Annotated in this window: 20 protein-coding genes; 11 read left to right on the forward strand and 9 right to left on the reverse strand. The window is 65.9% G+C overall.

Going from position 1 to position 24,245, the window contains the following annotated elements; all coding sequences use genetic code 11:
• Genes kdpA through CH268_RS03375 form a run of 5 tightly spaced genes read left to right on the forward strand, consistent with a single transcriptional unit; the run spans position 1 to position 7,444 of the window.
• Complete coding sequence (gene kdpA / locus CH268_RS03355) at positions 1-1,665, forward strand: potassium-transporting ATPase subunit KdpA (protein ID WP_032367713.1); 1,665 nt, start codon at positions 1-3, stop codon at positions 1,663-1,665.
• Positions 1,662-3,674 (forward strand): potassium-transporting ATPase subunit KdpB, encoded by a 2,013-nt coding sequence (gene kdpB / locus CH268_RS03360; protein WP_094662325.1) that lies wholly within the window; start codon positions 1,662-1,664, stop codon positions 3,672-3,674. Before kdpA ends, kdpB begins: the two co-directional genes overlap by 4 nt.
• 2 nt (positions 3,675-3,676) lie before the next feature.
• Positions 3,677-4,333 (forward strand): potassium-transporting ATPase subunit C, encoded by a 657-nt coding sequence (locus CH268_RS03365; RefSeq protein ID WP_032367715.1) that lies wholly within the window; start codon positions 3,677-3,679, stop codon positions 4,331-4,333.
• Entirely contained in the window at positions 4,317-6,770 is a 2,454-nt protein-coding gene (locus CH268_RS03370; protein ID WP_094662323.1) for a sensor histidine kinase, read from the forward strand. The genes CH268_RS03365 and CH268_RS03370 overlap by 17 nt, the downstream gene beginning before the upstream one ends.
• Entirely contained in the window at positions 6,767-7,444 is a 678-nt protein-coding gene (locus CH268_RS03375; protein ID WP_032369992.1) for a response regulator, read from the forward strand. Before CH268_RS03370 ends, CH268_RS03375 begins: the two co-directional genes overlap by 4 nt.
• 19 nt (positions 7,445-7,463) lie before the next feature.
• Here the strand turns inward: CH268_RS03375 and ggt are convergent, their stop codons facing one another.
• Positions 7,464-9,386, reverse strand: a complete 1,923-nt coding sequence (gene ggt, locus CH268_RS03380; protein ID WP_094662321.1) for a gamma-glutamyltransferase — start codon at positions 9,384-9,386, stop codon at positions 7,464-7,466.
• Positions 9,387-9,422: 36 nt separating this feature from the next.
• The gene (locus tag CH268_RS03385) at positions 9,423-11,645 is read right to left on the reverse strand and encodes a putative bifunctional diguanylate cyclase/phosphodiesterase (RefSeq protein WP_094662319.1); all 2,223 of its coding nucleotides are present in this window, start codon (positions 11,643-11,645) and stop codon (positions 9,423-9,425) included.
• A gap of 199 nt (positions 11,646-11,844) precedes the next feature.
• On the opposite strand from CH268_RS03385, the gene CH268_RS03390 reads away from it, so the two are divergent.
• Positions 11,845-12,555, forward strand: coding sequence for a Clp protease N-terminal domain-containing protein (locus CH268_RS03390; RefSeq protein ID WP_176457827.1), 711 nt, complete (start codon positions 11,845-11,847; stop codon positions 12,553-12,555).
• A gap of 9 nt (positions 12,556-12,564) precedes the next feature.
• On the opposite strand, the gene CH268_RS03395 is transcribed toward CH268_RS03390, so the two are convergent.
• Positions 12,565-13,554, reverse strand: coding sequence for an NAD(P)/FAD-dependent oxidoreductase (locus CH268_RS03395; RefSeq protein WP_094662455.1), 990 nt, complete (start codon positions 13,552-13,554; stop codon positions 12,565-12,567).
• A gap of 237 nt (positions 13,555-13,791) precedes the next feature.
• On the opposite strand from CH268_RS03395, the gene CH268_RS03400 reads away from it, so the two are divergent.
• On the forward strand, positions 13,792-14,034 hold the full coding sequence (locus CH268_RS03400; RefSeq protein WP_094662317.1) for a hypothetical protein: 243 nt from the start codon (positions 13,792-13,794) through the stop codon (positions 14,032-14,034).
• Here the strand turns inward: CH268_RS03400 and CH268_RS27720 are convergent.
• Positions 14,031-14,189, reverse strand: a complete 159-nt coding sequence (locus tag CH268_RS27720) for a hypothetical protein (RefSeq protein WP_176457826.1) — start codon at positions 14,187-14,189, stop codon at positions 14,031-14,033. The genes CH268_RS03400 and CH268_RS27720 overlap by 4 nt on opposite strands.
• Positions 14,190-14,441: 252 nt before the next feature.
• Here CH268_RS27720 and CH268_RS03410 point away from each other — a divergent pair, with 252 nt between their 5' ends.
• Positions 14,442-15,329: an SGNH/GDSL hydrolase family protein gene (locus tag CH268_RS03410; RefSeq protein WP_176457825.1), complete on the forward strand. Its 888-nt coding sequence runs from the start codon at positions 14,442-14,444 to the stop codon at positions 15,327-15,329.
• Positions 15,330-15,390: 61 nt separating this feature from the next.
• Positions 15,391-16,032, forward strand: coding sequence for a LysE family translocator (locus CH268_RS03415; protein ID WP_094662313.1), 642 nt, complete (start codon positions 15,391-15,393; stop codon positions 16,030-16,032).
• Here CH268_RS03415 and atzF read toward each other — a convergent pair.
• The 5 genes from atzF to CH268_RS03440 are packed head-to-tail and all read right to left on the reverse strand — an operon-like array spanning position 15,982 to position 22,685.
• Positions 15,982-17,715: an allophanate hydrolase gene (atzF, locus tag CH268_RS03420; RefSeq protein ID WP_094662311.1), complete on the reverse strand. Its 1,734-nt coding sequence runs from the start codon at positions 17,713-17,715 to the stop codon at positions 15,982-15,984. The two genes, CH268_RS03415 and atzF, sit on opposite strands and share 51 nt — an antisense overlap.
• Positions 17,705-19,729: a 5-oxoprolinase/urea amidolyase family protein gene (locus CH268_RS03425; protein WP_094662309.1), complete on the reverse strand. Its 2,025-nt coding sequence runs from the start codon at positions 19,727-19,729 to the stop codon at positions 17,705-17,707. Before CH268_RS03425 ends, atzF begins: the two co-directional genes overlap by 11 nt.
• A complete protein-coding gene (locus tag CH268_RS03430) occupies positions 19,726-20,352 on the reverse strand; it encodes an urea amidolyase associated protein UAAP2 (RefSeq protein ID WP_094651324.1) in 627 nt (208 codons plus the stop codon). The genes CH268_RS03425 and CH268_RS03430 overlap by 4 nt, the downstream gene beginning before the upstream one ends.
• On the reverse strand, positions 20,349-21,131 hold the full coding sequence (locus CH268_RS03435; protein WP_094662307.1) for an urea amidolyase associated protein UAAP1: 783 nt from the start codon (positions 21,129-21,131) through the stop codon (positions 20,349-20,351). Before CH268_RS03435 ends, CH268_RS03430 begins: the two co-directional genes overlap by 4 nt.
• Positions 21,132-21,137: 6 nt before the next feature.
• Positions 21,138-22,685 carry an amino acid permease gene (locus tag CH268_RS03440; RefSeq protein ID WP_094662428.1) on the reverse strand — a complete coding sequence of 516 codons (1,548 nt, stop codon included), beginning with the start codon at positions 22,683-22,685 and terminating at the stop codon, positions 21,138-21,140.
• Between the two features lie 187 nt (positions 22,686-22,872).
• On the opposite strand from CH268_RS03440, the gene CH268_RS03445 reads away from it, so the two are divergent.
• The gene (locus CH268_RS03445; protein WP_094662305.1) at positions 22,873-23,574 is read left to right on the forward strand and encodes a TetR/AcrR family transcriptional regulator; all 702 of its coding nucleotides are present in this window, start codon (positions 22,873-22,875) and stop codon (positions 23,572-23,574) included.
• Positions 23,571-24,236, forward strand: coding sequence for an SDR family NAD(P)-dependent oxidoreductase (locus tag CH268_RS03450; protein WP_094662303.1), 666 nt, complete (start codon positions 23,571-23,573; stop codon positions 24,234-24,236). The genes CH268_RS03445 and CH268_RS03450 overlap by 4 nt, the downstream gene beginning before the upstream one ends.
• Positions 24,237-24,245 lie beyond the last annotated feature (9 nt).

Here is a 24,245-nt window from a genome sequence, read left to right on the forward strand (position 1 = left end):
ATGAATCCTGCTCTGCTTGCCGGTCTTCAGATCGGCATCGTGATAGTCGTGTTGGCGGCGGCGTACGTGCCGCTCGGTGACTACATGGCCCGAGTGTTCGGTTCTACCCACGACACTCGCGTCGAGAGTCTGCTCTATCGGGTGGCCCGGGTGAACTCGTCGTCGGAACAGACCTGGGTCGGTTATTCCACCAGCCTGCTGGGGTTCTCGTTCGCCGGGGTCGTATTCCTGTTCGTACTGCAGCGAATTCAGGGTGTGCTCCCGCTGAACGGTGGCCTGTCGGGGGTGAGTCCGGCGATGGCGTTCAACACTGCGGCGTCGTTCGTCACCAACACCAACTGGCAGTCGTACGTTCCCGAGACCACGCTGTCGAATCTGACGCAGCCGCTGGGGCTGGCGGTGCAGAACTTCGTCTCTGCTGCAGTCGGTCTCGCGGTGGCGATCGCCGTCGTGCGCGGCTTCGTTCGGGTGTCGACGGGCGGTGAGCTCGGCAATTTCTGGGTCGACCTCACGCGCGGGACGCTCCGTATTCTGCTGCCGCTCTCTGTGCTCGTCGCGGTGATCATGCTGACTCAGGGCACGGTGATGTCGTTCTCGTCCGGCTTCACCTCCACCGGTCTCGATGGGCAGACGGTCACCAATGCGCTTGCGCCCGTTGCCTCGCAGGAGGCTATCAAGGAGATCGGCACCAACGGTGGTGGCATTCTGGCGGCCAACTCGGCGCACCCGTTCGAGAACCCGACACCACTGACCAACATCGTGCAGATCATCTCGTTGCTGCTGATTCCGGTGGCCCTCACTCGTACGTTCGGCACGATGATCGGCAACCGCAAGCAGGGCCTGACTCTGTTGGCGGTGATGGCGACGCTGTGGGCGACGCTGTTGGCGGTGACGTTGTTCGCCGAATCCGGTACCCGTGGAGTGGCAGCAACGGCTGCGGGCGCGATGATGGAAGGCAAGGAAGTTCGCTTCGGCATCCCGGCGTCTGCGCTGTTCGCGGTGTCGACGACCGGAACATCCACCGGCGCAGTCAATTCGGCCCACGACAGTATGTCTGCGCTGGGCGGCGGAGCGGTGTTGCTGAACATGCTGTTCGGCGAGATCGCGCCGGGTGGCGTCGGCACCGGTCTGTACGGATTGCTGGTGCTCGCGGTCATCGCCGTCTTCGTCGGTGGTCTGCTCGTCGGCCGAACTCCGGAATTCCTCGGCAAGAAGCTGGGTCGACGGGCCATCACGATGGCCGCGCTCTCGGTTCTCGTGATGCCGATCCTCGTGCTCGTCGGCACGTCGATCACGGTGATACTCGAATCGACGACGAGCTATCAAGGCAACCCGGGCATCCACGGCTTCACCGAGGTGCTCTACGCCTACGCATCGGCATCGAACAACAACGGCAGCGCGTTCGGCGGCCTGACCGTGACGAGCGACTGGTTCCAGATCTCCCTCGGTATCGCGATGCTGCTCGGCCGCTTTCTGCCGATCGTCTTCGTGTTGGCCCTGGCCGGTTCGCTTGCGACGACCAAACGCAGCGCGCCCAACGCGGGCACGCTGCCCACCGATGGACCGTTGTTCGGCACGCTGCTGATCGGTACCTCCATCCTGGTCGCGGCCCTCACCTTCTTCCCCGCACTTGCTCTCGGACCCATAGCAGAGGCCATGCAATGAACCTGTCACTGAACACCGCTCTACCCGGCGCGTTTCGCAAACTCGATCCGCGTCACCTGGCCCGCAACCCGGTCATGTTCGTCGTCTTTCTCGGCTCGATCGTCACGACGATCCTGTCGATCGCTCAGCCGTCGGTGTTCGCCTGGTTCGTCACCGGCTGGCTGTGGTTCACGGTGCTGTTCGCGAACCTCGCCGAATCCGTAGCCGAAGGCCGCGGCAAGGCGCAGGCGGCCAGCCTGCGAAAGGTGAAGCAGGACACTACTGCTCGACGACGCACGGCGTCGGGTGCCGAGTTCGTGATCACCGAGGTGGCCGGTGCCGAATTGAAGGTCGGCGACGAGGTCGTCGTCTCGGCCGGTGAGGTCATTCCCGGCGACGGCGATGTCATCGAGGGCATTGCGACCGTCGACGAATCGGCGATCACCGGTGAATCGGCTCCTGTGGTCCGTGAATCCGGAGGCGACCGGTCGGCCGTCACCGGCGGCACAATCGTGCTGTCCGACGAGATCGTCGTGAAGATCACTGCAGCACAGGGCGAGACGTTCGTGGATCGGATGATCGCACTCGTCGAGGGCGCGGCGCGGCAGAAGACGCCGAACGAGATCGCCCTGAACATCCTGCTCGCGTCGCTGACCATCGTGTTTCTCTTCGCTGTCGTCGCCATCGGTCCGATGTCGAATTACGCTGGACAGCAACAGGATCCAATCCAGCTGATTGCCCTGCTCGTCTGCCTGATCCCCACGACCATCGGGGCACTGCTCTCGGCCATCGGTATCGCGGGCATGGACCGGTTGGTGCAGCGCAACGTACTGGCAATGTCCGGCCGGGCAGTGGAGGCGGCAGGCGACATCGACACCCTGCTGATGGACAAGACCGGGACCATCACTTTCGGTAACCGCCGCGCCACCGGCCTGCATCCGGCGACGGGCATCGACGCCGCCGAATTGGCTCGCGCAGCTCGGCTGTCGTCGCTGGCCGACGGCACCCCCGAGGGACGCAGCATCGTCGAACTGGTCGAGCGCGACTTCGACTCCGTCACGGCAGAAGGCGAATCCGAGCGCGGGGAGTTCGTGGCGTTCACGGCGCAAACTCGGATGAGCGGGTTGGATCTACCGGGCATGGAGATCCGCAAGGGTGCAGCGGATTCGGTCTACAGTTGGATTCGCGACGGCGGCGGGACGGCCGATCTGGACGGCACCGTGCACGACATCGCGCAGAACGGCGGCACTCCGCTGGTGGTCGCGGTACGCGAAACCGGTTTTGCTGCTCGCGCTCTCGGTGTCGTCGAACTCTCGGACGTCGTCAAACCCGGCATTGCCGAACGGTTCGCTCAGCTGCGGGCCATGGGCATCCGAACCGTGATGGTCACCGGTGACAATCCGCTGACCGCCAAAGCCATTGCTGCCGAGGCAGGTGTCGACGACTACCTGGCCGAGGCCACTCCCGAGGACAAGCTCACGCTCATCCGGCAGGAGCAGGAAGGCGGCAGGCTCGTTGCGATGACCGGCGACGGCACCAACGACGCCCCGGCTCTCGCGCAGGCCGACGTCGGCGTGGCGATGAACACCGGCACCTCGGCGGCCAAGGAAGCCGGCAACATGGTGGATCTCGATTCCGATCCGACCAAACTGATCGAAATCGTCGAGATCGGTAAGCAGTTGCTCATCACTCGAGGAGCACTGACGACGTTCTCGTTGGCCAACGATTTGGCGAAGTACTTCGCGATTCTGCCGGCGATGTTCTCCACCGTCTATCCCCAGCTGGGCGGGCTCAACATCATGCACCTGGCGACGCCGGAATCGGCCATCCTGTCTGCGGTCATCTTCAACGCGCTGGTCATCGTCGCGCTGATTCCGTTGGCACTCAAAGGTGTTCGATACACCCCGGCGTCCGCAGCTGCGTTGCTGCGGCGGAACCTACTGGTCTATGGCGTCGGCGGCGTCATCAGTCCGTTCGTCGGTATCTGGCTCATCGACCTGCTCGTTCGACTCATTCCAGGGATTGGCTGACCATGCGTTTCGTACAGGGATTTCTCCGTCAGGTCGTTGCAGGCTTCGCAGTGCTGCTGGCGCTCACCGTGATCCTCGGCATCGCGTATCCGGCTGTGGTCTGGGGCATCAGCCGCATCGGCACCGACTCCGCCGAGGGGTCGCCGCTGCGTGACGCACAGGGCTGTGTCGTCGGCAGCTCGCTGATCGGCGTCGATCCGCAGGTGGCTCCGGGAGAGCCGGATCCGTTCTTCCACACCCGCGTCACGGGCTCGGTATCGGACGACGACGCGTTCGCGCCGGGAGATCCGGCCGCAGCGCTACCGACCAATCAGGGCCCGTCGAGCGAGGTACTCGCGTCGTTCGTCGAACAGCGCCGAGCCGCCATCGCAGCCCGGGAGAACGTCGACCCGTCCACGATTCCGGCCGACGCCGTCACCGGCTCCGGATCCGGTATCGATCCCGATATCAGTCCCGCCTACGCGGCCCTCCAGGTCGCCCGGGTGGCCCAGGTCAACGGAGCGTCGGTCGACGATGTCGAGGCTCTGGTCGACAAGTACACCCGCGGCCCGCAGTACGGTGTACTCGGTGCCGAAGCGGTGAATGTCCCGGAGTTGAACCTGGCACTGCGGGACGCATACCGGCCGGGTGAGGAGACAGGCTGTGGCGGACAGGGGTGAGCTGCGGATCTACCTCGGTGCCGCGCCCGGCGTCGGCAAGACCTTCGCCATGCTCGGCGAAGCTCGTCGGCTGCAGGATCGCGGACGTGACGTGGTCGCGGCCGTCGTGGAAACGCACGGCCGGGCGCGAACCATCGAGGCGCTCGAGGGCATCGAAGTCCTGCCGATGGCCACCGTCCGTTATCGCGGATCCTCTGCGCAGGAACTCGATCTCGACGCGGTCCTGACTCGTCGCCCCGAGGTGGTGCTCGTCGACGAGCTGGCGCACACCAACACTCCGGGCAGCGTCCACGACAAGCGGTGGCAGGACGTCGAAGTGCTGCTGGACGCGGGCATCGATGTCATCTCCACCCTCAACGTGCAGCACCTCGAATCTCTGAACGACGTGGTGCAGCAGATCACCGGTGTTCCGCAGCGAGAGACGGTTCCCGACAGCGTGGTTCGGGCCGCCGACGAAGTCGAGCTGGTCGACATCACACCCGAGGCGCTGCGGAGCAGGCTGCGGCACGGCAACGTCTACGCCGCCGACAAGGTGGACGCCGCGCTGAGCAACTACTTCCGCGGCGGCAACCTGACGGCTCTGCGTGAGCTCGCACTGCTGTGGATCGCCGACCAGGTCGACGCCGCATTGGTGAAGTACCGCAAGGACAATCGCATCACCGATACCTGGGAGGCGCGCGAGCGGGTGGTGGTCGCGGTGACGGGCGGCCCCGAGTCGGAAACCCTGCTGCGGCGGGCGAGCCGGATCGCCTCGAAGTCCAGTGCCGAACTGATGGTCCTGCACATCGTTCGCGGAGACGGCCTCATGGGCGTGTCCGCACCGCAGATGGGTTCCGTGCGCAAGCTCGCCGCCGGCCTCGGTGCGAGTGTGCACAGCGTCGTCGGGGACGACGTGCCCACCACCCTGCTCGATTTCGCGCGCGGAGTGAACGCCACGCAGTTGGTGATCGGTACCTCGAGAAGGTCACGGGCCGCCCGCATCCTCGACGAGGGTATCGGTGCGGCCGTGGTGCAGAACTCGGGAAAGATCGACGTGCACATGGTCACTCACGCCGAGCAGGCCCGTCGGCGGAGTCTGCAGGTCGATTCGGGGCGTCGACGGGTGATCGCCTGGCTGGCCGCGGTTCTCGTGCCTTGCTTGGCCGCTGCAGTGCTGAGCACGGTCGGTCCGGACTTCGATTCCAGCGGTGAGAGCGCCCTGTTCTTCATGGTGGTGCTGTGTGTGGCTCTGTTGGGAGGTGTTGCACCGGCGGCACTCTCGGCGCTGATCGCAGGATTTCTGCTGAACTATTTCTTCACCACACCCAGATACAGCCTGACGATCGCCGAGCCGGACAACTTCGTCGTGACAGTCGTACTGCTGCTGGTCGCTGTCGCGGTCGCGGCCCTGGTGGACGCGGCTGCTCGGCGGACGCGTCAGGCACGGCGCGCGACGCAGGAGGCCGAACTGTTGACCCTGTTCGCGGGGTCCGTCCTGCGCGGTGCCGATCTGGGCGCGCTGCTCGAGCGCGCACGGGAGACGTACCGCCAGTCCGGCGTCGCATTGTGGGACAACCAGTCCCGATCCATCGTGGGCAGCTCGGGCGAACACCCGCCGACCGATCGCAACGGGGCCGACACCGAGATCGACGCGGGCGATTTCACGCTGCTGCTCGTCGGCGAACGCACCCGCGCCCACGATCGCCGCGTCCTCGCAGCCGTCGCCAACCAAGCCGCGGGCATGGTGCGCCAAGCCCGTTTGGCCGAGGAAGCCAGCCGCGCCAACGCACTGGCCGAGGCCGACGCGTTGCGTCGAGCATTGCTCTCGGCCGTCAGCCACGATCTTCGGACGCCGCTGTCGGCGGTCAAGGCAGCCTCGTCGTCGCTGCGCAGCACCGACGTTCAGTTCTCGCCCGAGGACACCGACGAACTGCTCGCCACGATCGACGAGTCGGCCGACCAGTTGACGGCATTGGTGACCAATCTGCTCGACTCCTCGCGGCTGCAAGCCGGTGTGGTCCAACCCAGTCTGCGTCCCGTCTTCGTCGACGACGTACTGGCAGGCGCCCTGGTGGGGGTCGACGAGCGCGTGCGGGTCGAGGTGGGCGACGTCGAAGTGCTCGCCGATCCGGGTCTGCTCGAACGAGTGCTCGCGAACCTGGTGGCGAACAGTGCCCGCTACGCCCCCACCGGCGAGATCACCGTGCGCGCCGCAGTGCACGGTGACATGGCCGCCATCTCCGTCGTCGACCACGGCCCCGGCATCACCGTCGGGGCCGAAGCGACCATGTTCGACGCGTTCCAACGCCTCGGCGACCGTGACAACTCGGTGGGGGTCGGACTCGGCCTGTCGGTGGTGCGAGGATTCGTGCGGGCCATGGGCGGTACCGTCACGGCGTCGGACACCGTCGGCGGAGGGCTGACGATGACGGTCGAGTTGAAGGCGGCGAGCAGGTGAAGGTACGGGCGCTCGTCGTCGACGACGAACCTCAGATCGTGCGGGCGCTGCGGATCAATCTGAACGTCCGCGGATTCGAGGTCGTCAGCGCGGCTACGGGTGGGGAAGCGCTGCGGGTGGCCGCGAACTTCCACCCGGACATCGTGATTCTGGACCTCGGTCTGCCCGACATCGACGGTATCGACGTCATAGCAGGTCTGCGCGGATGGACCGATGTGCCGATTCTGGTGCTCTCGGCGCGCACCGACTCGGCCGACACCGTCGAGGCACTCGATGCCGGGGCGGACGACTTCGTGACCAAGCCGTTCGGCATGGACGAGCTGCTGGCGCGACTCCGCGCGGCCCTGCGCCGCGGTCCGCAGTCGGTGCCGGACCCCATCGTCGAGACCGCGGACTTCACGGTCGACCTCGCCGCCAAAACCGTTGTTCGACAGGGCGAGAACGTGCACCTGACGCGCACCGAATGGGGCGTCCTCGAACTGCTCGTCCGCAACGAGGGGAAACTGGTGTCGCAGAAAGAGATTCTGCGTACCGTGTGGGGACCCGGGCACGAACGCGAAACGCATTATCTGCGAATCTATCTCGGCCAACTACGCCAGAAGTTGGAACGAGACCCGGCGGCACCGGTGCATCTGATCACCGAGACCGGCATGGGCTATCGATTCGTGAGCTGAGCGCTACCCGCGCCCGCACCTACCCACCCAGTACCTCACCTTCGCGGCGTGGGTCCGCTCCGCCGATCCAGCCACCGTCGGTGCGTTGCAGCGCGCTCAGCCCGCTCGACTGGTCGGCAACCGAGACCTGGTGGCCCTTCTCGCGCAGCGTCACCACGACCGGATCGTTCTCTCCGGTCACGTTGGGATGTTCGCCGCCGTAGTTGGTGGACGGGGTGTTGGCCGCTCCGAAGTCGACCATCGACACCGCCTGCTGCGGGTCCATTCCCCAATCGAGAAGTCCTACCAGTGTTTTGACGACGAACTGGATGATGACAGACCCGCCGGGTGAGCCTGCGACGAGAACGAGATCTCCGCGTGTGCCGTCGTCGCTGCGATCGAACACCAGGGTCGGGGCCATCGAGCTGCGCGGGCGCTTGCCTGGCTCGACGCGGTTGGCCATGGGAGTTCCGTCCTCGGCCACCGGCGCGGCGGAGAAGTCGGTGAGCTGATTGTTGAGCAGGAAGCCGTCGACCATGTGGAACGAGCCGAAGGCCGACTCGACAGTTGTCGTCATCGAGGCCGCGTTGCCCTCGCCGTCGACGATCGAGATGTGGCTGGTGCCGTGCTCGGGATCGGTGGACGAGGCGAATTGCACGGGCCCGAAGTCGCCCGGTTTCGCGGTACCCATCGACTTGCCCTCGTCGATCAGTCCTGCTCTGCTGCTGAGGTACTCGGGGTCGAGCAGGGCGTCGGGCGAGCCGCCGGGTAGGGGTACGAAATCCGGATCGGCGACGTACTTGTCGCGATCGGCGTACGCCAGACGCTCGGCCTCGGAGATCAGGTGCACGGCCTCGGCGGTCGGCTTGCCGCCGTTGGCGTCCATGTCCGTCGGGGCGTATTGCGCCAGATCGAAGTTGGACAGAATGCCCATCGTCGACGCCACCGCGATGCCGCCGGAGGACGGCCCCGGCATTCCGCAGATGTCGTGATCGCGGTACGGCGTGCACACTGCGGTACGGGTCTTCGGCTCGTAGCCGGCTAGGTCGTCCACCGTGATCTGCCCCGGGGTACGGCCGGCGGTGGTATCTGCTGTCGCGTCGACGATCGCCTGGGCAATGTCGCCGGTGTAGAAGGCATCGGCACCGTCGGTTGCGATGGTGGACAACGTCTTCGACATCGCCGGATTGTTCAGCACCGTGCCGGCGGGCTTACCGGTACCGTCGGGCTGCAGGAAGTAGTCCTTGGACGCTGGGTCGAGTGCGAGCTTCGGTGCCGAGTCCGCGATGGACGAGGCCATGCGCGGGCTGATCTCGATTCCGTTGTCGGCGAGCTCGATCGCGGGTCGGAACAGATCCCCCCACGGCTTGTCACCGTGATCCTCGTGCGCCTGCTCGAGCATGCGCACAACGCCCGGCACGCCGATCGATCGGCCACTGGACCGCGCATCGGGTTGCGGCACAGTGCGGTTGACGTCGTCGATGTACCGCAGATAGTCGCCGGTGGCACTCATCGGCGCGGTCTCGCGGCCGTCGTAGCTCTGCACCTCGCCCGACGCGGCGTCGTAGTACATCAGAAAAGCGCCGCCGCCGATTCCCGACGACTGGGGTTCGACGAGCCCGAGCACGGTCTGCGCCACGATGAGGGCGTCGGCCGCGGTGCCGCCGTCGCGTAGTACCTCGCATGCGGCCTCCGTGGAGACCGGGTTGGCGGTGGAGACCGAGTACGACGGCGTCTCCACCGGAGTCATGTTCGACCGATATCCGGTTGCCACTTCCGGATTGGTGGAGATGTCACCCGAGCCGGTGCTCGGGGCCTTCCCTACCGGGGTGCCGCCACTGGCACCGAGTACGCAACTGTCCGCCGCGGCGGTGTCGGTACCGGCGTCGTCGCTACTGCTGCACGCGACGAGCGGCACCAGCAGGAGAGCACAGGCGAGGGCGGTGTAGCGAACAGGGCGCATTCCGGTTGCAGACACCGCTCGACGCTAACACCGTGGTCACCGTTGCTGCGCGGATTCGAGAAGCCAATGCGCGATGGGGGCGGGCCTGCCGTACAGATAGCCCTGCGCGAAACGGCAGTCGAGTTGCTCGATGATCGCGGCCTGTTCCTCGGTCTCGACCCCCTCGGCGACGGTCGTCACGGAAAGCGCGGACGCCATGGCGGTGATGGCGCGAATCAGCTGGACGTCGGAATCGGAGACGCCGATCTCGTGGACGAAGGACTTGTCGATCTTGAGCAGCGCAATCGGCATCTTGCGCAACCGGTTCAGCGAGGAGTAGCCGATACCGAAATCGTCGAGCACGATGAGTACGCCCATGGCGGCGAGCCGATCGAGCACGGTCTTCGCTGCGCCGATGTCGTCGATCAGAACACTTTCGGTGATCTCGAGCGCCAGGTCCGCACCGGTGACGCCGAAGGTATCGAGCACCCGTTGGACGATGCCCGGCAGCGAGTCGTCGCGCAACTGCATCGGCGAGACGTTGACCGACATGGTGACGTCCTGCCCGTTCGCGCGCAGTGTCACCAGATCGGAGATCGCGGTGCGCAGTACCCACTCACCGATCTCCTCGATGAGATTGGTCGATTCGGCGATCGGGATGAACTCGTTCGGCGTCCGTACTCGGCCCTGCCAGTTCCAGCGCACGAGCGCCTCGTAGACAACGGTCTTGCGGGACTTCGTCGCGACGATCGGTTGGTAGTAGACCTCGAGCTCCCCGCGCCGGATCGCGCCGCGAAGTGCGGTGGCGGTCTCGATCGCCGATGTTGCTCGCGCACGCAAGGACTCGTCGAAGAACGCGTAGCGAGACGCCCCGAGAGATTTCGCGTGATACATCGCGGTGTCGGCCTCGCGGATGGCGTCGTGCAGTCGTTCGGCGTCGGCGATGCCCACCGAGGCCGAGACGTAGGCGGTGGCAGCACTGAGCGGGAACGGCTCGCTCAGTCGTTCGATGATGCGGCGCGCCAACAGTTCCGAACCGGAACGGTCGCGGCGGGTGAGCACCACGAACTCGTCGCCGGCATACCGAACGACGGTGTCGGCGGCACCGACGGCCGCGCGGATGCGACGTGCCGCGGCGACGATCAACTCGTCTCCGACGCGGTGGCCGTACGAATCGTTGACCATCTTGAAGTTGTCGAGGTCGACGAACAGAGTGCAGGTGCGTCCGGGTCGCTGAGCGCGTTCGTGTCGGGCGTACTCCGCGTCGAGCGTCGTGCGGTTCGGCAGGCCGGTGAGCAGATCGTGTGCCGCGAGGTATCGGGCATGCTCCTCGCCGGTCTGCACTCGGGCCAGGGCGCGTTCACCGCGCAGGAAGGCACCCACCAGGATCGAGGCGAGCAACAGCGAGCGGACGATCAGGTCGCCGGTGGAGACCGCCGAACCGAGCAGCGGCACGGTCGCGCAGACCACCAACATCAACACCACGAAGACCACCCGACGGCTGCTGTGGGCGGGCGCGGGGGTCTGCCGGTGCGACACCGTGCGCATCGACGGGTCGAGCGCTGCCATCGCCAGCGACAGGTACGCGAACAGGTAGATGCCGTCGAGCAACCCTGAGGACGGAGCGTCGTCGGTCGTCGCCGCGAAGGCGTAGGACACGTCGCCGACGAATGTCGCCACCAGGGCGAGCAGCGCCCAGAACAGCGCGGCGGAGCGGGGTTTCGAGGAGAAGAGCAGATATGTCGTCAACGTGATCAGCGCCGCGTCGATCGCCGGATAAATCCCGTTCACCACCGTCGACACGGACGAACGCGGCAGGTCGAGGGCCGGAGAGATCAGCAGCAACCACGACAGGAACAGCGTGCCGAGGAAGATCAGGCCTGCATCGACGAGTGGGGTGATGTCGTCGATCGATCGGCGGTCTCGGATCCACCGAGACAGGGCGTATCCCACCAGGGCGTACCCGGTGAGAGTGAACAGATCCGGGAGCAGCGAGAACGATCGATCCAGCGCGTTCGGGTCGCTGCGAAACGAGACTCCGAACATGAACAGCACCGAGGCTCCGAACAGAGCCCACCAGCATCGGGCGTCGGTCGGGCGGTAGCGACGAATTGCCGCAGTGATCGCCACGACCGATCCCACGGCGACGACGGCCAGAACGCCGGCACGCACGTCGGCACTGCCCTGGACGAACACCGTCACCGCGATGACGGCCACCGCAGCCAGGAACGCGGTCCGCACCGACGGCACGGCGAAGGGCACAGAGGCCTTCGCATTCATCGAAGGACCCCACTTCCCCTCGCGTGCGGACTCGCACCGTCCCGACTGACGCCTTCATCGGTGAATATACGTCTTTGCCAGCAAAAACGGTGATCAGGGTCACTATTTGCCCCCGAACAAACTTCGACTCCATCGACCATCGGCACAGAGTCGTCAACCGGGGGTTGACGGCAGGTTGGCGTCAACCTAAAGTTGACGTATGACCGAATCGACGAAGATCACCAATCCAGTCCGACTCGACGACCTGATCGCCGCCATCGAGAAGGTGCACACCGACGCACTCGATCAACTCTCCGACGCGGTGATCGCCGCCGATGCGCTCGGCGACATCGCCGACCATCTGATCGGCCACTTCGTGGATCGAGCGCGTCGGTCCGGTGCGTCCTGGACTGCCATCGGCGCGTCCATGGGCGTCAGCAAGCAGGCGGTACAGAAGCGCTTCGTGGCCAAGGGTGGCGACGACCCGGCCGAACTCGACGCCAGTCAGGGCTTCTCGCGCTTCACTCCACGCGCACGAAATGTGGTGGTGGGGGCCCAGAACGAGGCCCGGGCGACGAGCAACGATCACATCACCACCGGCCATCTGATCCTCGGCCTGCTCGGTGAGCCCGAGGGCTTCGCCGCGAAGCTACTGGGTGCGCAGGGGCTCACCGATGAGCAGATCCGTACCGCGGTGACGGCGACGCTGCCCGAACCGGCCGATCCCCTGCCGGCGCTGATCCCCTTCGACGCCGGTGCCCAGAAGGCACTGGAATTGACCTTCCGTGAAGCGCTTCGGTTGGGGCACAACTACATCGGCACCGAGCACATCCTGTTGGCGCTGCTCGAGAACGAGGATGCCACCCTGGCCGAACTCGGGGTTCGCAAAGACGCCATCGAGAGCGGATTGGCAACCGCGCTGGGAAGCTGATGTCCGACGTCAGGAGGCCATTGCTTCGGCCCGTTCCACGGCGAACCGTACGTCCTCCTCGATGAGGTCACCGTTGATCGCGGCACCGGCCTTCACGCCTGCCGCCGACGCCGCGACGACGGTGTCCATGGGTGCCGCCACGTTGCCGGCCACCCACACCCCCGGCACGGACGTCGCGCCGACCGGGTCGGCCTCGATGTAGGTGCCCAAGACGTGACCGTTCATCACCATCTCGGTCGTCTTGAGTCCCAATGACTCGAGAACGTCTGCGCGGGAAGTGAAGTTGGGGCCGACGACCACGGCGTCGAGCGCGACGGCGACGCCGTTCGCCAACGTGACGCCGACGATGGCGTCGTTCTCGACGTCGACTCGCGTGATCTCTTCTTCGACCACGACGATCCCGCGGGCGCGCATCCGCGTCAGCTCCTCGGGGCTCAATTCCGTTGCGGTGTGGGTGAATACGGTGACGTTCTCCGACAGTTGACGCCACATCTGAGCCTGATGTCCGGACATGACGCTGCCGATGATGCCGATCGCCCGGTCTCGGACTTCCCATCCGTGGCAGTACGGGCAGTGCAGTACGTCGCGGCCCCAGCGCTCGGCGAGCCCGGGGATGCTGGGAAGAATGTCGGTGAGACCGGTGGTGACCAGGAGGCGACGGCCTCGAACGACGGTCCCGTCGGCGAGGGACACCTCGAACCCGGAGTCGGTCCGCGCAGCCGAGGTCGCGTTGCCGTGGACGATGCGGACGCCGTAGTGCTCGGCCTCGATACGGCCGAGACGGACGAGCTCGAGCGGAGATTCGCCGTCGCGCGTCAGGTAGTTGTGGGAATGGGCGGCCGGAGCGTTGCGTGGATCGCCGGCGTCGACGATCGCCACGGATCGGCGGGAGCGTCCGAGAGCCACGGCTGCGCTGAGCCCCGCGACTCCGCCGCCGACGATGATCGCGTCGACGGGGACATTCTCGACGGGGGCTGGGTGTGCGTTGTCTGAAGTCATGTCTGCAGTGTGCGGACAGGACTGCATGGTTGGCAAGGAATATTGCCAGGACAGCAACTTGTCGAAGACGAAAATACCGTTGCTCCGACTCGCGCAGACAAAACGAGGTAGCTGCCCTGTTTGTCCCCGCGTCGGCCGAACCGACGGTTGCCATCGGTGGCAGTAAGCGCGGATCTACCGCTTGAACAGGCCGTTCGGGTGCGGTCTACTGATCGGCAGGAAGAATTTGGGGGCGCAATGGGGAATTTCGAAATCGGGGATACGGTCGTCGCAATCAGAAATCTGGGACGCGTGCGTTGGCGAAGCGGCATTCCGAAGGGAACCGTGGGGATCGTCGTAGGCATCGACTGGCTCGGCGACGCCCGAGTGGACTTCACCGCCGACCCGTCGATGCGAGCGCGCGGAGAAGCGGTGGAGCACATCGTGGCCGACGGTGACGTCCGGACGGTGCGGTCGGCACCTCGCCGCTTGTTCGGCTAGCTGCCGTCGGTTCGCTCGTCGTCAATGGCCGGGCCGGTTTCGATGGCCCCACCCTCGCTGGACCAGTCGTTGGTGTCTGCGTCCGCAGCCGGGTCGGACTGCACGTCCTTGTCGGCGTCGGGGGCAGAGTTCTCGTCGTGCTTCGGATCAGTCATGTGTGCGGTGTACCCGTGCGGTGCCGGACGAACCGTCGGCACCGCACGGATGGCGAACTGCCGGTCCTACAGTCCGAAGGGCAGCGTTCCCGGTGCCAGCTCGAAGCCGCTGCTACCAGCAGAAATGGAGCCGAAGCCGGCCAGGATCGCGTTGATGAAGTTGGTGATCATGCGATGTTCCTTTCCTTCGATGTGTAGACGTACTCGTGGGACAACCCGGTCGAGGTTACCGGCCGCGGTAGCGTCGAGCCTGTGAGGAACCCTGGGATCTACGTCGGGATTGTTGTTGCCGTGAGTCTGCTGGCGGCGTGTTCTTCGCCCAGTGCACCCGACGCCGACGTCCCGGACGTCCCGGCCTCGGCCTCACTGAACTATGTGGCGCTGGGTGATTCGGCGGCGTCGGGGCCACGTATCCCGGAGCAGGTGGGCGTACCGGGTTGTGAGCAGTCCGACTCGAACTACCCGCACGTCGTCGCGGCTCAGCTCGAGGTCGCGTCGTTCGTCGACGTCACGTGCGGCGGGGCCGTGACCGAGAACCTCGTCTCGACGCCCCAGAGCACCTCCAGCGGGGATCAGCCCGTCCAACTCGACGCGGTGACGCCCGAGACCGATCTGGTCACGGTGACGATCGGTGGCAACGACATCGGGCTCGTCTCGACCGCGGTGGGTTGCCTGACGTTCGCGAATTCCTCGACAGGCAACGTCTGCAAGGACCGGCTCACCGCCGGCGGTGTCGACACCGTCGCCGCCGCCATCGCGGACAAGGCTCCGGGTTGGGGCGCGATGCTCGACGCGGTGGCCGAGCGTGCGCCCGACGCGCGGATCCTCGTCGTCGGATACGGAACGTATCTCCCCGACGGTGGCTGCTTCCCGACCCAGCCGGTTCTCCCCGAGGACGCCGACTACATCCAGAGCAGCATCACCGCCATGAACCAGGCGCTGAAGACACAGGCCGAGGAGCACGGGGCCGAGTTCGTCGACACCGAGGCACTCAGCGTCGCCCACGATGTCTGTGCGGCAGTCGATCAACGGTACTTCGAGGGCGTCATCCCGGAGAACCCCGCTGCGCCACTGCACCCGACGGCAGCCGGCATGGCCGCCATCGGTGACGAGGTCGCCTCGATCGTGCGAAGCGAATAGGTGTCCACGGGAAGGTAACTGGCTCTACCCGGGCGTTCGACTATCGGGAAGTGTCGACCGTATGGTCTCGTGGTCCGCAGTATTCGGCGTGTTCGCCGTCGCCCTCGTGTTGGTTCTGACACCGGGTCCCAACATGATCTACCTCGTCTCGCGCAGCATTTCGCAAGGCAGGCGGGCGGGGATGGTGTCCCTCGTAGGTGTGGCTGTCGGCTTTCTGGTCTATCTGACGGCCACCAATCTCGGCCTGGCAGCGGTGTTCACGGCCGTGCCCGCGTTGTACATCGCGGTCAAGCTTGCCGGTGCGGTCTACCTCGGTTGGCTTGCCGTACAGGCGCTACGCGGAACGGCCTCCGCTTTCGAGCCGACTGCGCTGCAACAGGACTCGAACCGTCGACTGTTCGCGATGGGTCTGCTGACCAACCTGCTGAACCCGAAGATCGCGATCATGTACATCTCCGTCATCCCGCAGTTCGTCGATCCTGCGGCCGGCCGCCTTCTGCTGCAGGGCTTCACGCTCGGCGGCGTACAGATCGCCGTGGCCGTGGTGGTCAACCTGGCGATCGTGGTGCTCGCCGGATCGATCGCCCGATTCCTCGCCGTCCGGCCCACCTGGCTGAAGATGCAGCGCTACCTCATGGGCACCGTGCTCGGGCTACTGGCTGTCCGCGTCGCCACCGACGGCAGCAGGCCCGTTCCCGCGTGAGCAGTACGTGCGCCACCCGCCGAATTCGGTGATGTCGGTGCCCTTCTCGGCCGCGTCGTGGGCGCAGCAGAACCCGGTGACCCAGCGTCCGTCCGACAACTCGACCGGACCGAGGCCCATCGGCGCGGGCAACCCGGCGAGAAAGGTGCCGAGCGCGGCAGCGGACATCCGGTACAGCTCTCCGGCAATGGGTGCGCCGTCCCCTTCCCGCCGCACCAGACCGGGCTTGGGCGGTGTGGTGTGCAGATCCACGAGTCGGTAGTCCGCAGATGTGGTCACCTCGCCGTTGAACCGTGCGCCCCGATCGGTCAGCTGGCTGTGCACCGGGAACCCGCGTAGGTGTGCCCCTACGGCCAGCACCTCGATGCCGTCGTCGATCAACGAGGGTGACGGCGCTTCGCTCAGCCGAGCAGCCAGGTCGATGGCGATCTGATCCTCGAACGCAGGCACGACGAACATGACTCCGAACGGGTTGCCCTCGGGCGTCGGGGCACCGGGGACGGCCACCGCGGCCATGTCGAGCAGATTGCAGAAGTTGGTGAACGTGCCGAGTCGGCGATTGATGCCGAGCGGATCTGCCTGCACTGCAGCGATGCTCGGGTGTTCGGTGGTGGTGGGCAGCAGCAGACCGTCGACGTCTCGTAGCAATTCGCGGGCAGCAGTCTTGGCCTGGGTGAGTGTGCCCAGATCGTCCACGTACCGGTGCGCGGACGGGCCGGCTGCAGAGCGGACGATGGCAGCGACCGTGGGATCGGCACCGTCCGGCGCGGCGTCGAGAAATTCTCCGACGGCCGAATAGCGCTGCGCCACAATGGCTCCGTCGTACAGCAGTGTCGCCGCATCGAGCAGCCCCGAGATATCGACCTCGATGTGGGTGAAGCCCTTCTCGGCCAGGCCTGCGACCGTCTCCTCGAATGCCCGACGGTACGCCGGGCTCAGCGACACCAGATCCGCGGCACGCGGAACGGCGACCCGGGGTTCCGGTGACGCGGCCAGTCGAACGTCGGCCGGCCAGGCCCGGCTGCGCGGATCGGTGGTGGTCGGACCGGTCATGACTTTGATTGCTGCCGTGGCTCTGTCGAGATCGTGGGCCAGAACGGTGACGCAGTCGTAGTCGGCGCAGGCGGGAACGACGCCGGTGTTCGGCACGATCCCCAGTGTCGCCTTGATGCCGACGAGTCCGTGGAACGCGGCGGGGACTCGCCCGGATCCGGCTGTGTCGGTGCCGATTCCGATGTCCGCGATCCCCAGTGCCACCGCCACTGCCGAGCCGGAACTGGACCCGCCCGAGACCAGCGTGGGGTCCCAGGCGCAGCGCACTGCTCCGTAGGGGCTGCGGGTGCCGACCAGTCCGGTGGCGAATTGGTCCAGGTTGGTCTTGCCGAGTATCAGAGCGCCCTGGCCCGTCAATCGCTCGACGGCGACGGCGGAGATTGCTGGTGTGTAGGCGAATTCTGGGCACGCCGCAGTAGTGGGCAGACCGGCGACGTCAATATTGTCCTTGACGGCAACCAGCACGCCGGCGAGCGGCAGATCTGCACCGGCCGCGAGCGCCTCGTCCAGCGACACCGCCTCGGCCAGTACGTCGTCCTCGTCGCGCAGGGTGATCCACACCTCGGGTCGGTCGACCTCCGCTATTCGCTTGTAGGCCTGCAGAACTCGTTCTCGTACCTCAGGCAGCATCGATCTTGCCTCTCTTGTCGAATTCTCCGGCTGCCGACCACGCGTCCCGCTCGGCCCCGAAGGCCACGGCCTGAGTCGCGCGGAACTCCGCGATGGATTCGGCGTTGGACTCGAGGAAGTTCTCGTGCTCGGCGAGCGAGAACTCACCGTCGGTGATCTCGACTCCACCGCCTCGGCCTGCCGCGAGATCCGCGCGCAGGTCCATCAGCTCCTCGGGTTCGACCGAGTACCAGGAGATTCGGTCGAAGAACCGCAACAGCCACGGGGTTCCTTCCTCGAACGGGCCTCCGCTGTACGTGGCACTGTGGTTCCACACCTGCGTGGTTCGGCCGACGAACTGGTATCCGCCGGGACCCTCCATGCCGTAGATGCAGAGGTATGCCCCGCCGATGCCGACGGCATTCTCCGGCGTCCACGTGCGTGCCGGGTTGTACTTCGTCGTCACCAGGCGGTGACGCGGATCCAGCGGAGTCGCCACCGGGGCACCGAGGTACACGTCACCAAGCCCGAGCACCATGTAGTCCGCCGCGAAAACGGTATCGAAAACGTCTGCGACGGAACCGAGTCCGTTCATCCGCCTGATGAATTCGATGTTCCAGGGACACCACGGGGCGTCGGCACGCACGCCGTGCATGTACCGCTGAATTGCTTCGCGGGTCGACGGGTCGTCCCACGAGAGCGGGAGCCGAACCTGACGGCTGGGGACCACGAGTTCCGAGGCGGCAGGAAGATCATCCTCGACCTCGGCGAGCAGACCCATCAGCGAATCGATCGACAGCACATCGGGATTCACCTTGACCTGCAGTGAGCGGATGCCGGGGGTCAGATCCAACAGGCCTCGGGGCGCGATGGCTTCGACACGCTGATGCAGCGCGTGCACCCGTGCTCGCAGGGTGAGGTCGAGTTTCATGTCGCCGTATTCGACCAGCACGTTGTCGTCCCCAGATCGCCGGTAGGTGACGCAGGTATCGGCGTCACGCCGAGCGATGACGCCGTCGTCCCCGTCACCGCCGGCGGAGAAGACCGCGGGTAGTGATGCGCGCCGAGCGAGGCCAAGCGATCCCAGCGGCGCGGTGGCTGCAGCCCGGACCGGCACGAATCGGATGGTGTCACCGGGCCGAAGCTGGCCGAGCTTCCAGCGTTCGGCCGCGACAACGGTGACAGGACAGACGAATCCGCCGAGACTCGGGCCGTCGGGGCCGAGCAGGATCGGGGTGTCGCCGGTGAAGTCCAATGCCCCGACGCTGTAGGCGTTGTCGTGGATGTTCGACGGGTGCAATCCGGCCTCGCCGCCGTCGGCGCGAGCCCACTGCGGCTTGGGTCCGATCAGCCGAACTCCGGTGCGATCGGAGTTGAAGTGGACCTCGTAGCGGGTGGCGTAGAGGGTGTCGATGTCGTCGCGGGTGAAGAACTCGGGTGCTCCGTGTGGGCCTTCGGTGACGGCGATGTCCCAGTTGGACGTGAGCACCGGCAGGTGTTCCATCGGGATCGGTCCGAGGACGGCGGAGTTGTCGGAGCGGCCGGCCAGTCCGATGATGTCTCCCTCGCCCAGGATGCCGCCGCGATGTCCGCCGAACTTACCGAGCGTGAATGTCGCTGCGCTGCCGAGGTAGTCGTCGACGTCGAGGCCGCCCTGGATCAGGACATACACCCGCAGACCGTGTCCGGTGGTGGTACCCACGTCCAATGTTGCTCCGGCAGGTACCAGAACCGGTTTCCACTGCGCGGCCGATCGGCCGTCGATGCGCACCGGAACGGAGGCACCGGTCACACAGACGTAAATATCGGCGTCGAACGTCAATGCCGGCCCGGCCATGGTCGATTCGAGTCCCGGTGCACCCTCGGGATTGCCGAGCGCGGTGTTGCCGAGCCGGAACGACAGATCGTCCATCGGACCCGACGGCGGCACGCCCACCTTCCAATATCCGACGCGTCCCGGCCAGTCCTGCACCGTCGTGATCATGCCGGGCCGCTGCACGGTCATCTTGGCGGCCGTACTGTTCACAGCGGTCATGATCGCGTCACGATCATCTGCACCGCGGTGGGGTCGAACCCGTTGCAGGGGTTGTTGATCTGCGGGCAGTTGGACACCAGCACCAGCGTGTCGATCTCGGCGCGCAGCGAGAGCGTCTTGCCGGGGGCCGACAGACCGTCGACGATGCCGAGGGTGCCGTCGGCGTCGACGGGGACGTTCATGAAGAAGTTGATGTTGGGGGCCAGATCTCGCTTGCCCAGTCCCCACTTGGAACCCTCGATGAGGAAATTCTCGACGCACGCGTGCTGGTGCTGGGTGTGATGGCCGTAGCGCAGGGTGTTCGATTCCTTGGAGCACGCACCGCCGACGGTGTCGTGGTTGCCGACCTCATCGTCGATGATCGTCATCAGAGGTGTCGAATCATCGCTGCGGAGAACGGTTCCGGTGGTCAGGAACAGGTTCTGTTGCGCGGTGACGGTCGCGGCCGCGGAGTACCGGAGCGAGTGGTCGTGTGCGGCGTACAGCAGGGTGTCGACGGCCTGATTGCCGTAGAGGTCGACGATGGTCAGGATGTCACCGGCCTCGACGATTGCCGACCAGGGGCCGAACGCGGGAGCGATCTCGTCTCTCACTGTCACCGTGTTCACTGTGCTGGTAGTCATTGCGCTGCCTTCCATGCGTTCTCGGTGTTCTGCACTGCGCGCTGGTATTCCGGCTCGGTGTTGTCGAGTGTGAGCAGCTCTTCCGGTGCGCGCCAGGCCAGTACGTCGAGTGTCGTCGTGTCGTACTCGGGACTGGGGTTCAGTGGGTGAGCGGTGTTGGCGAGCAATACGATCACCGGCAGGTGGATGAGCAGATCCACCGAGCAGCCCGGTCCGGCCGAGCCGGTGCTGACGAGGCTCCCGTCCGCCGCGACGGTGACGCCATGGAAGAACGACAGTGACGGTCCGACGTCGCGCGGCTCGAGTCCGTGCTTGGCCGCGGCAAGGGTGAACAGCTCGCGGCCGGCCGGAGCGGACGAATGCGGTCCGCTCACTCCGTATTTGGCGATGTTCGTCGCCGTGGACGTGGTACCGCACAGCGCGTCGTGGTGACCGGAGGTGTCGGCGACGATGGTCGCCAGCACGCGGCCCTGATCCGAGAGCAGGGGGTGGCCCGCGCTCAGGTACGCCTGCCACGGAACCTTGACGGTGTCCGCGGTGTTGAGGCGCTCCCACGGTGCGTCGACGCGATAGAGCAGCAGGTTGGCGCAGGCGGCACCGTCGACGTCGACGAGGCGCAAGCGGGTTCCGCGAGCCAGAACCTTCGTGGTGTAGCTGCCGCCGGGCACCGATTCTGCCCACGTCAGTTCCGACACGCCCTCCGGTGCTGTGGGGGCCGGTGCGAGGGTCGCCTGGGACCGCGCGTGTTCCTTGGCCGAATGGGTGGTTGCTGTGCTCATGGTGGTTCAGGCTCCGATCGTGACGGGCTTCGGGTGGGCTTTGCCGCGGGGCAGGCAGGCGATGCCCACGACGATCACTGCGAGGACGGTCAGGGGTGCGGCCCAGCGCAGCAGTGGGAATTCGCCGGTGGGGTCGAAGATTTCGGCTCGTGGCCACGAGAGGTTGACCACCATGAGCCCGCCGTAGAGAACTGCGGCGATGTTGACCGGCAGGCCGAGGCGGCCGAGGGTGAAGAGCTTCTCGCCGTCGGCGTCGTGCATGATGCCGCCGTGCGGCCAGCCCTTGAGTCGCTGGATCAGCAGCGGGACGGTCACCATCATGTAGGCGAGGTAGATGAGCACGATGCAGACGCTCGACAGGGTCGTGAAGATCGCGGAGTTCCCGACGTTGACGGCGAGGATGGCTACGCAGGCGAGGCCGATCAGCACCGAGGGTGCGATGGGAGTTCCGGTGCGCGAGTTGACCTTGGCCAGTGCAGCGGATGCCGGCAGTCGTCCGTCGCGGGCCATGGAGAACATCAATCGGGAGGCTGCGGTCTGGATGGCGAGGGTGCAGATGAACACGGCGATGGCGACGTCGACGAGCAGGACCTTGCCCCACGGCGAGGTGAGAATCGAATCGATGACGTACGGAAGTCCCTGCGTCGCAAGCTGACCGTCGGTGAGACTGGGTGCGGCCATCAGTGCGCCGACGATCATCAGGCCACCGCCGAGAGCCGATGCCGAGAGGGCAAGGCGGATGGTGCGCGGTGCGACGCGTCGGGGATTGCGGGTTTCCTCGGCGAGCTCGCCCGCCGAGCCGAAGCCGACCATGACGTAGGCGGCCATCAGACCCGAGACGATCCAGGCCCCGATGTAGCCGGGATCGGCTCCGGCACTGCCGGTGTCGAAGACCACCTGCGGGCCGCGCTCGGCATGGGTGAAGAACACCAGCACGAGAGCGATGACGCCGACGATCTCGCAGGTGACGCCGATGCTGTTGATGCGCGACATCCAGTTCACGCCGATGCAGTTGATGGTGGTCGTGAGTACCAGCAGAATCGATCCCAGCACAACGGCATTGGCTGCTCCGCTCGACGAGGTCAGCGCGGTGTCCTCACCGATGAACTGGAATCCGCCCCAGATGCTGGGCAGCACCACCTGCAACGCGATTGCGGCGGCGGAGGCGGTGACGATCTGCGCGATGATCATGAACCACCCGGCGAACCACCCGACCAGTTCACCGCCCATGCGCCGGGACCAGTGGTAGATGGCCCCCGAGATGGGATAGCGCGCGGCGAGTTCGGCGAAGTTCAAGGCGACCATGAACTGGCCGAGGAACACCAACGGCCAGGTGAGGAAGAAGGCCGGGCCGCCGAAGCTGAAGCCGAGGCCGAAGAGCTGGAAGATGGTGGTGAGGATAGAGACGAACGAGAAGCCGGCGGCGAACGACGCGTACTTGCCGAGGCTACGGTGCAGCTGCTGGTCGTACCCGAGGGCAGCAAGATCCGAATGGTCCGTCGTACGAACCGGTTCCGATCCCGCGCCGGGGGCCGGCAGTGTTGTCGAGCTCATGTTCACTCCTACGGGCGAGGTGGGTGGTGAGTGACCGCCCGCTGCATCGCCGAGGCGGGTTTCTGTCAGTTGATAGTTTTCGGCACCGCCGTTCCCGGGTGGTGTCCGTCGTGAAACAAGCTCGTTTCGTCTATTTCGATCAGATGACAGAAATCTCACCGTCACGTGGACCTGACAAGATGCAGTCATGACCGGCGCAGGCAGACCACGGCTGAGCACAAAGAAGCGGGCAGGAGACACCGCTCGCGAGGAAATACTCGACGCCTCGGCTGAGCTGTTCACCACTCGCGGATTCACCAACACCTCGACCCGCGTCATCGCCGACGCTGTCGGACTGCGTCAGGCCTCGCTCTATCACCACTTCGCCACCAAGGACGACATCCTCGACGCACTGCTCAGTGGCACCGTCGACGCGCCGTTGGCCGTTGCGCAGCGAATCCGCGATTCCGGCGCCGAGGCCCCGACCCAGATGTACGCCCTCGCCTACTTCGACGCCGGGCAGCTGGCTGCGTCCACCTGGAATCTGGGTGCGCTCTACCTGCTGCCCGAGTTGCGCAGTGAGCGTTTCGAGGCCTTTCGAGACCACCGCTACACACTGATGAGCCTGTATGCCGCCATCGCGTCGGACACGGTGGTTCAGCTCGGCTCCGAGCGCCGACCGGGCACGGAAGACCTGCCGTTTCGTCTGGTGGAGACCGTGGTGAACGCGCGTGCCGACCGCGAGAACGGACGGCGCGACCCGACGGTGGATGCGGCGGGGATTGCCGAGGCCGCCCTGCGGGTGCTCGGCTGGACCGCGGATGTCACCGCGTTGCACGAGAGTGCGGAAGCCCTGCTCGAGACGGTCGGCGGAATAGTCGAGGATTCTCGCTCCTTGCATTCGACATGACATCGATAGCAATAGTCGGAGCAGGTGCAGGTCTCGGAGCAGCAGTGGCGCGTAAGTTCGGAGCGCAGGGCTTCTCGGTCGGCCTGATCTCCCGCAACCGGTCCCGTGTCGACGCACTCGCTGATCAGTTGGCGGCCGACGGTGTATCCGCGAAGGGATTCGTCGCCGATGTGCGCGATCCGGCCTCGATCGCCGCAGCGCTCGAGCAGGTCACCGAAACGCTCGGCCCCATCGAGGTGCTGCAGTACAGCCCGCTTCCGCAGAAGGACTTCATGCGGCCCGTGCTCGAGACCACCCCGGCCGACATGGTCGGTCCGGTCGAGTTCTCCATCTACGGACCCATCGCCGCGGTCCACCAGGTGCTGCCGGGAATGCGCTTCCTCGGCGAGAACAAAGGCACGATCCTGTTCGTCAACGGCGGCTCTGCCGTCAAGCCCGGTCGTACCGTCACCGGCACATCCATCGCGTTCGCAGGCCAGGCCGCCTATGCGCAGCTGCTCAACGAGGAGTTGGCCGAAGAGGGAATCCAGGTGTCGCAGTTGATCATCGGTGGTGCCATCGACGGTAGCGATCCGAAGAAGAGCCCGGAGGCTCTCGCCGAGCAGCTGTGGAGCCTGCACACCGTGCGCGACCGGTTCCGGGTTCAGGTCGCCACGGACTGACTAGGCTTG

Source organism: Rhodococcus sp. 06-1460-1B (genome assembly GCF_002258475.1).
GTDB lineage: Bacteria > Actinomycetota > Actinomycetes > Mycobacteriales > Mycobacteriaceae > Rhodococcoides > Rhodococcoides fascians.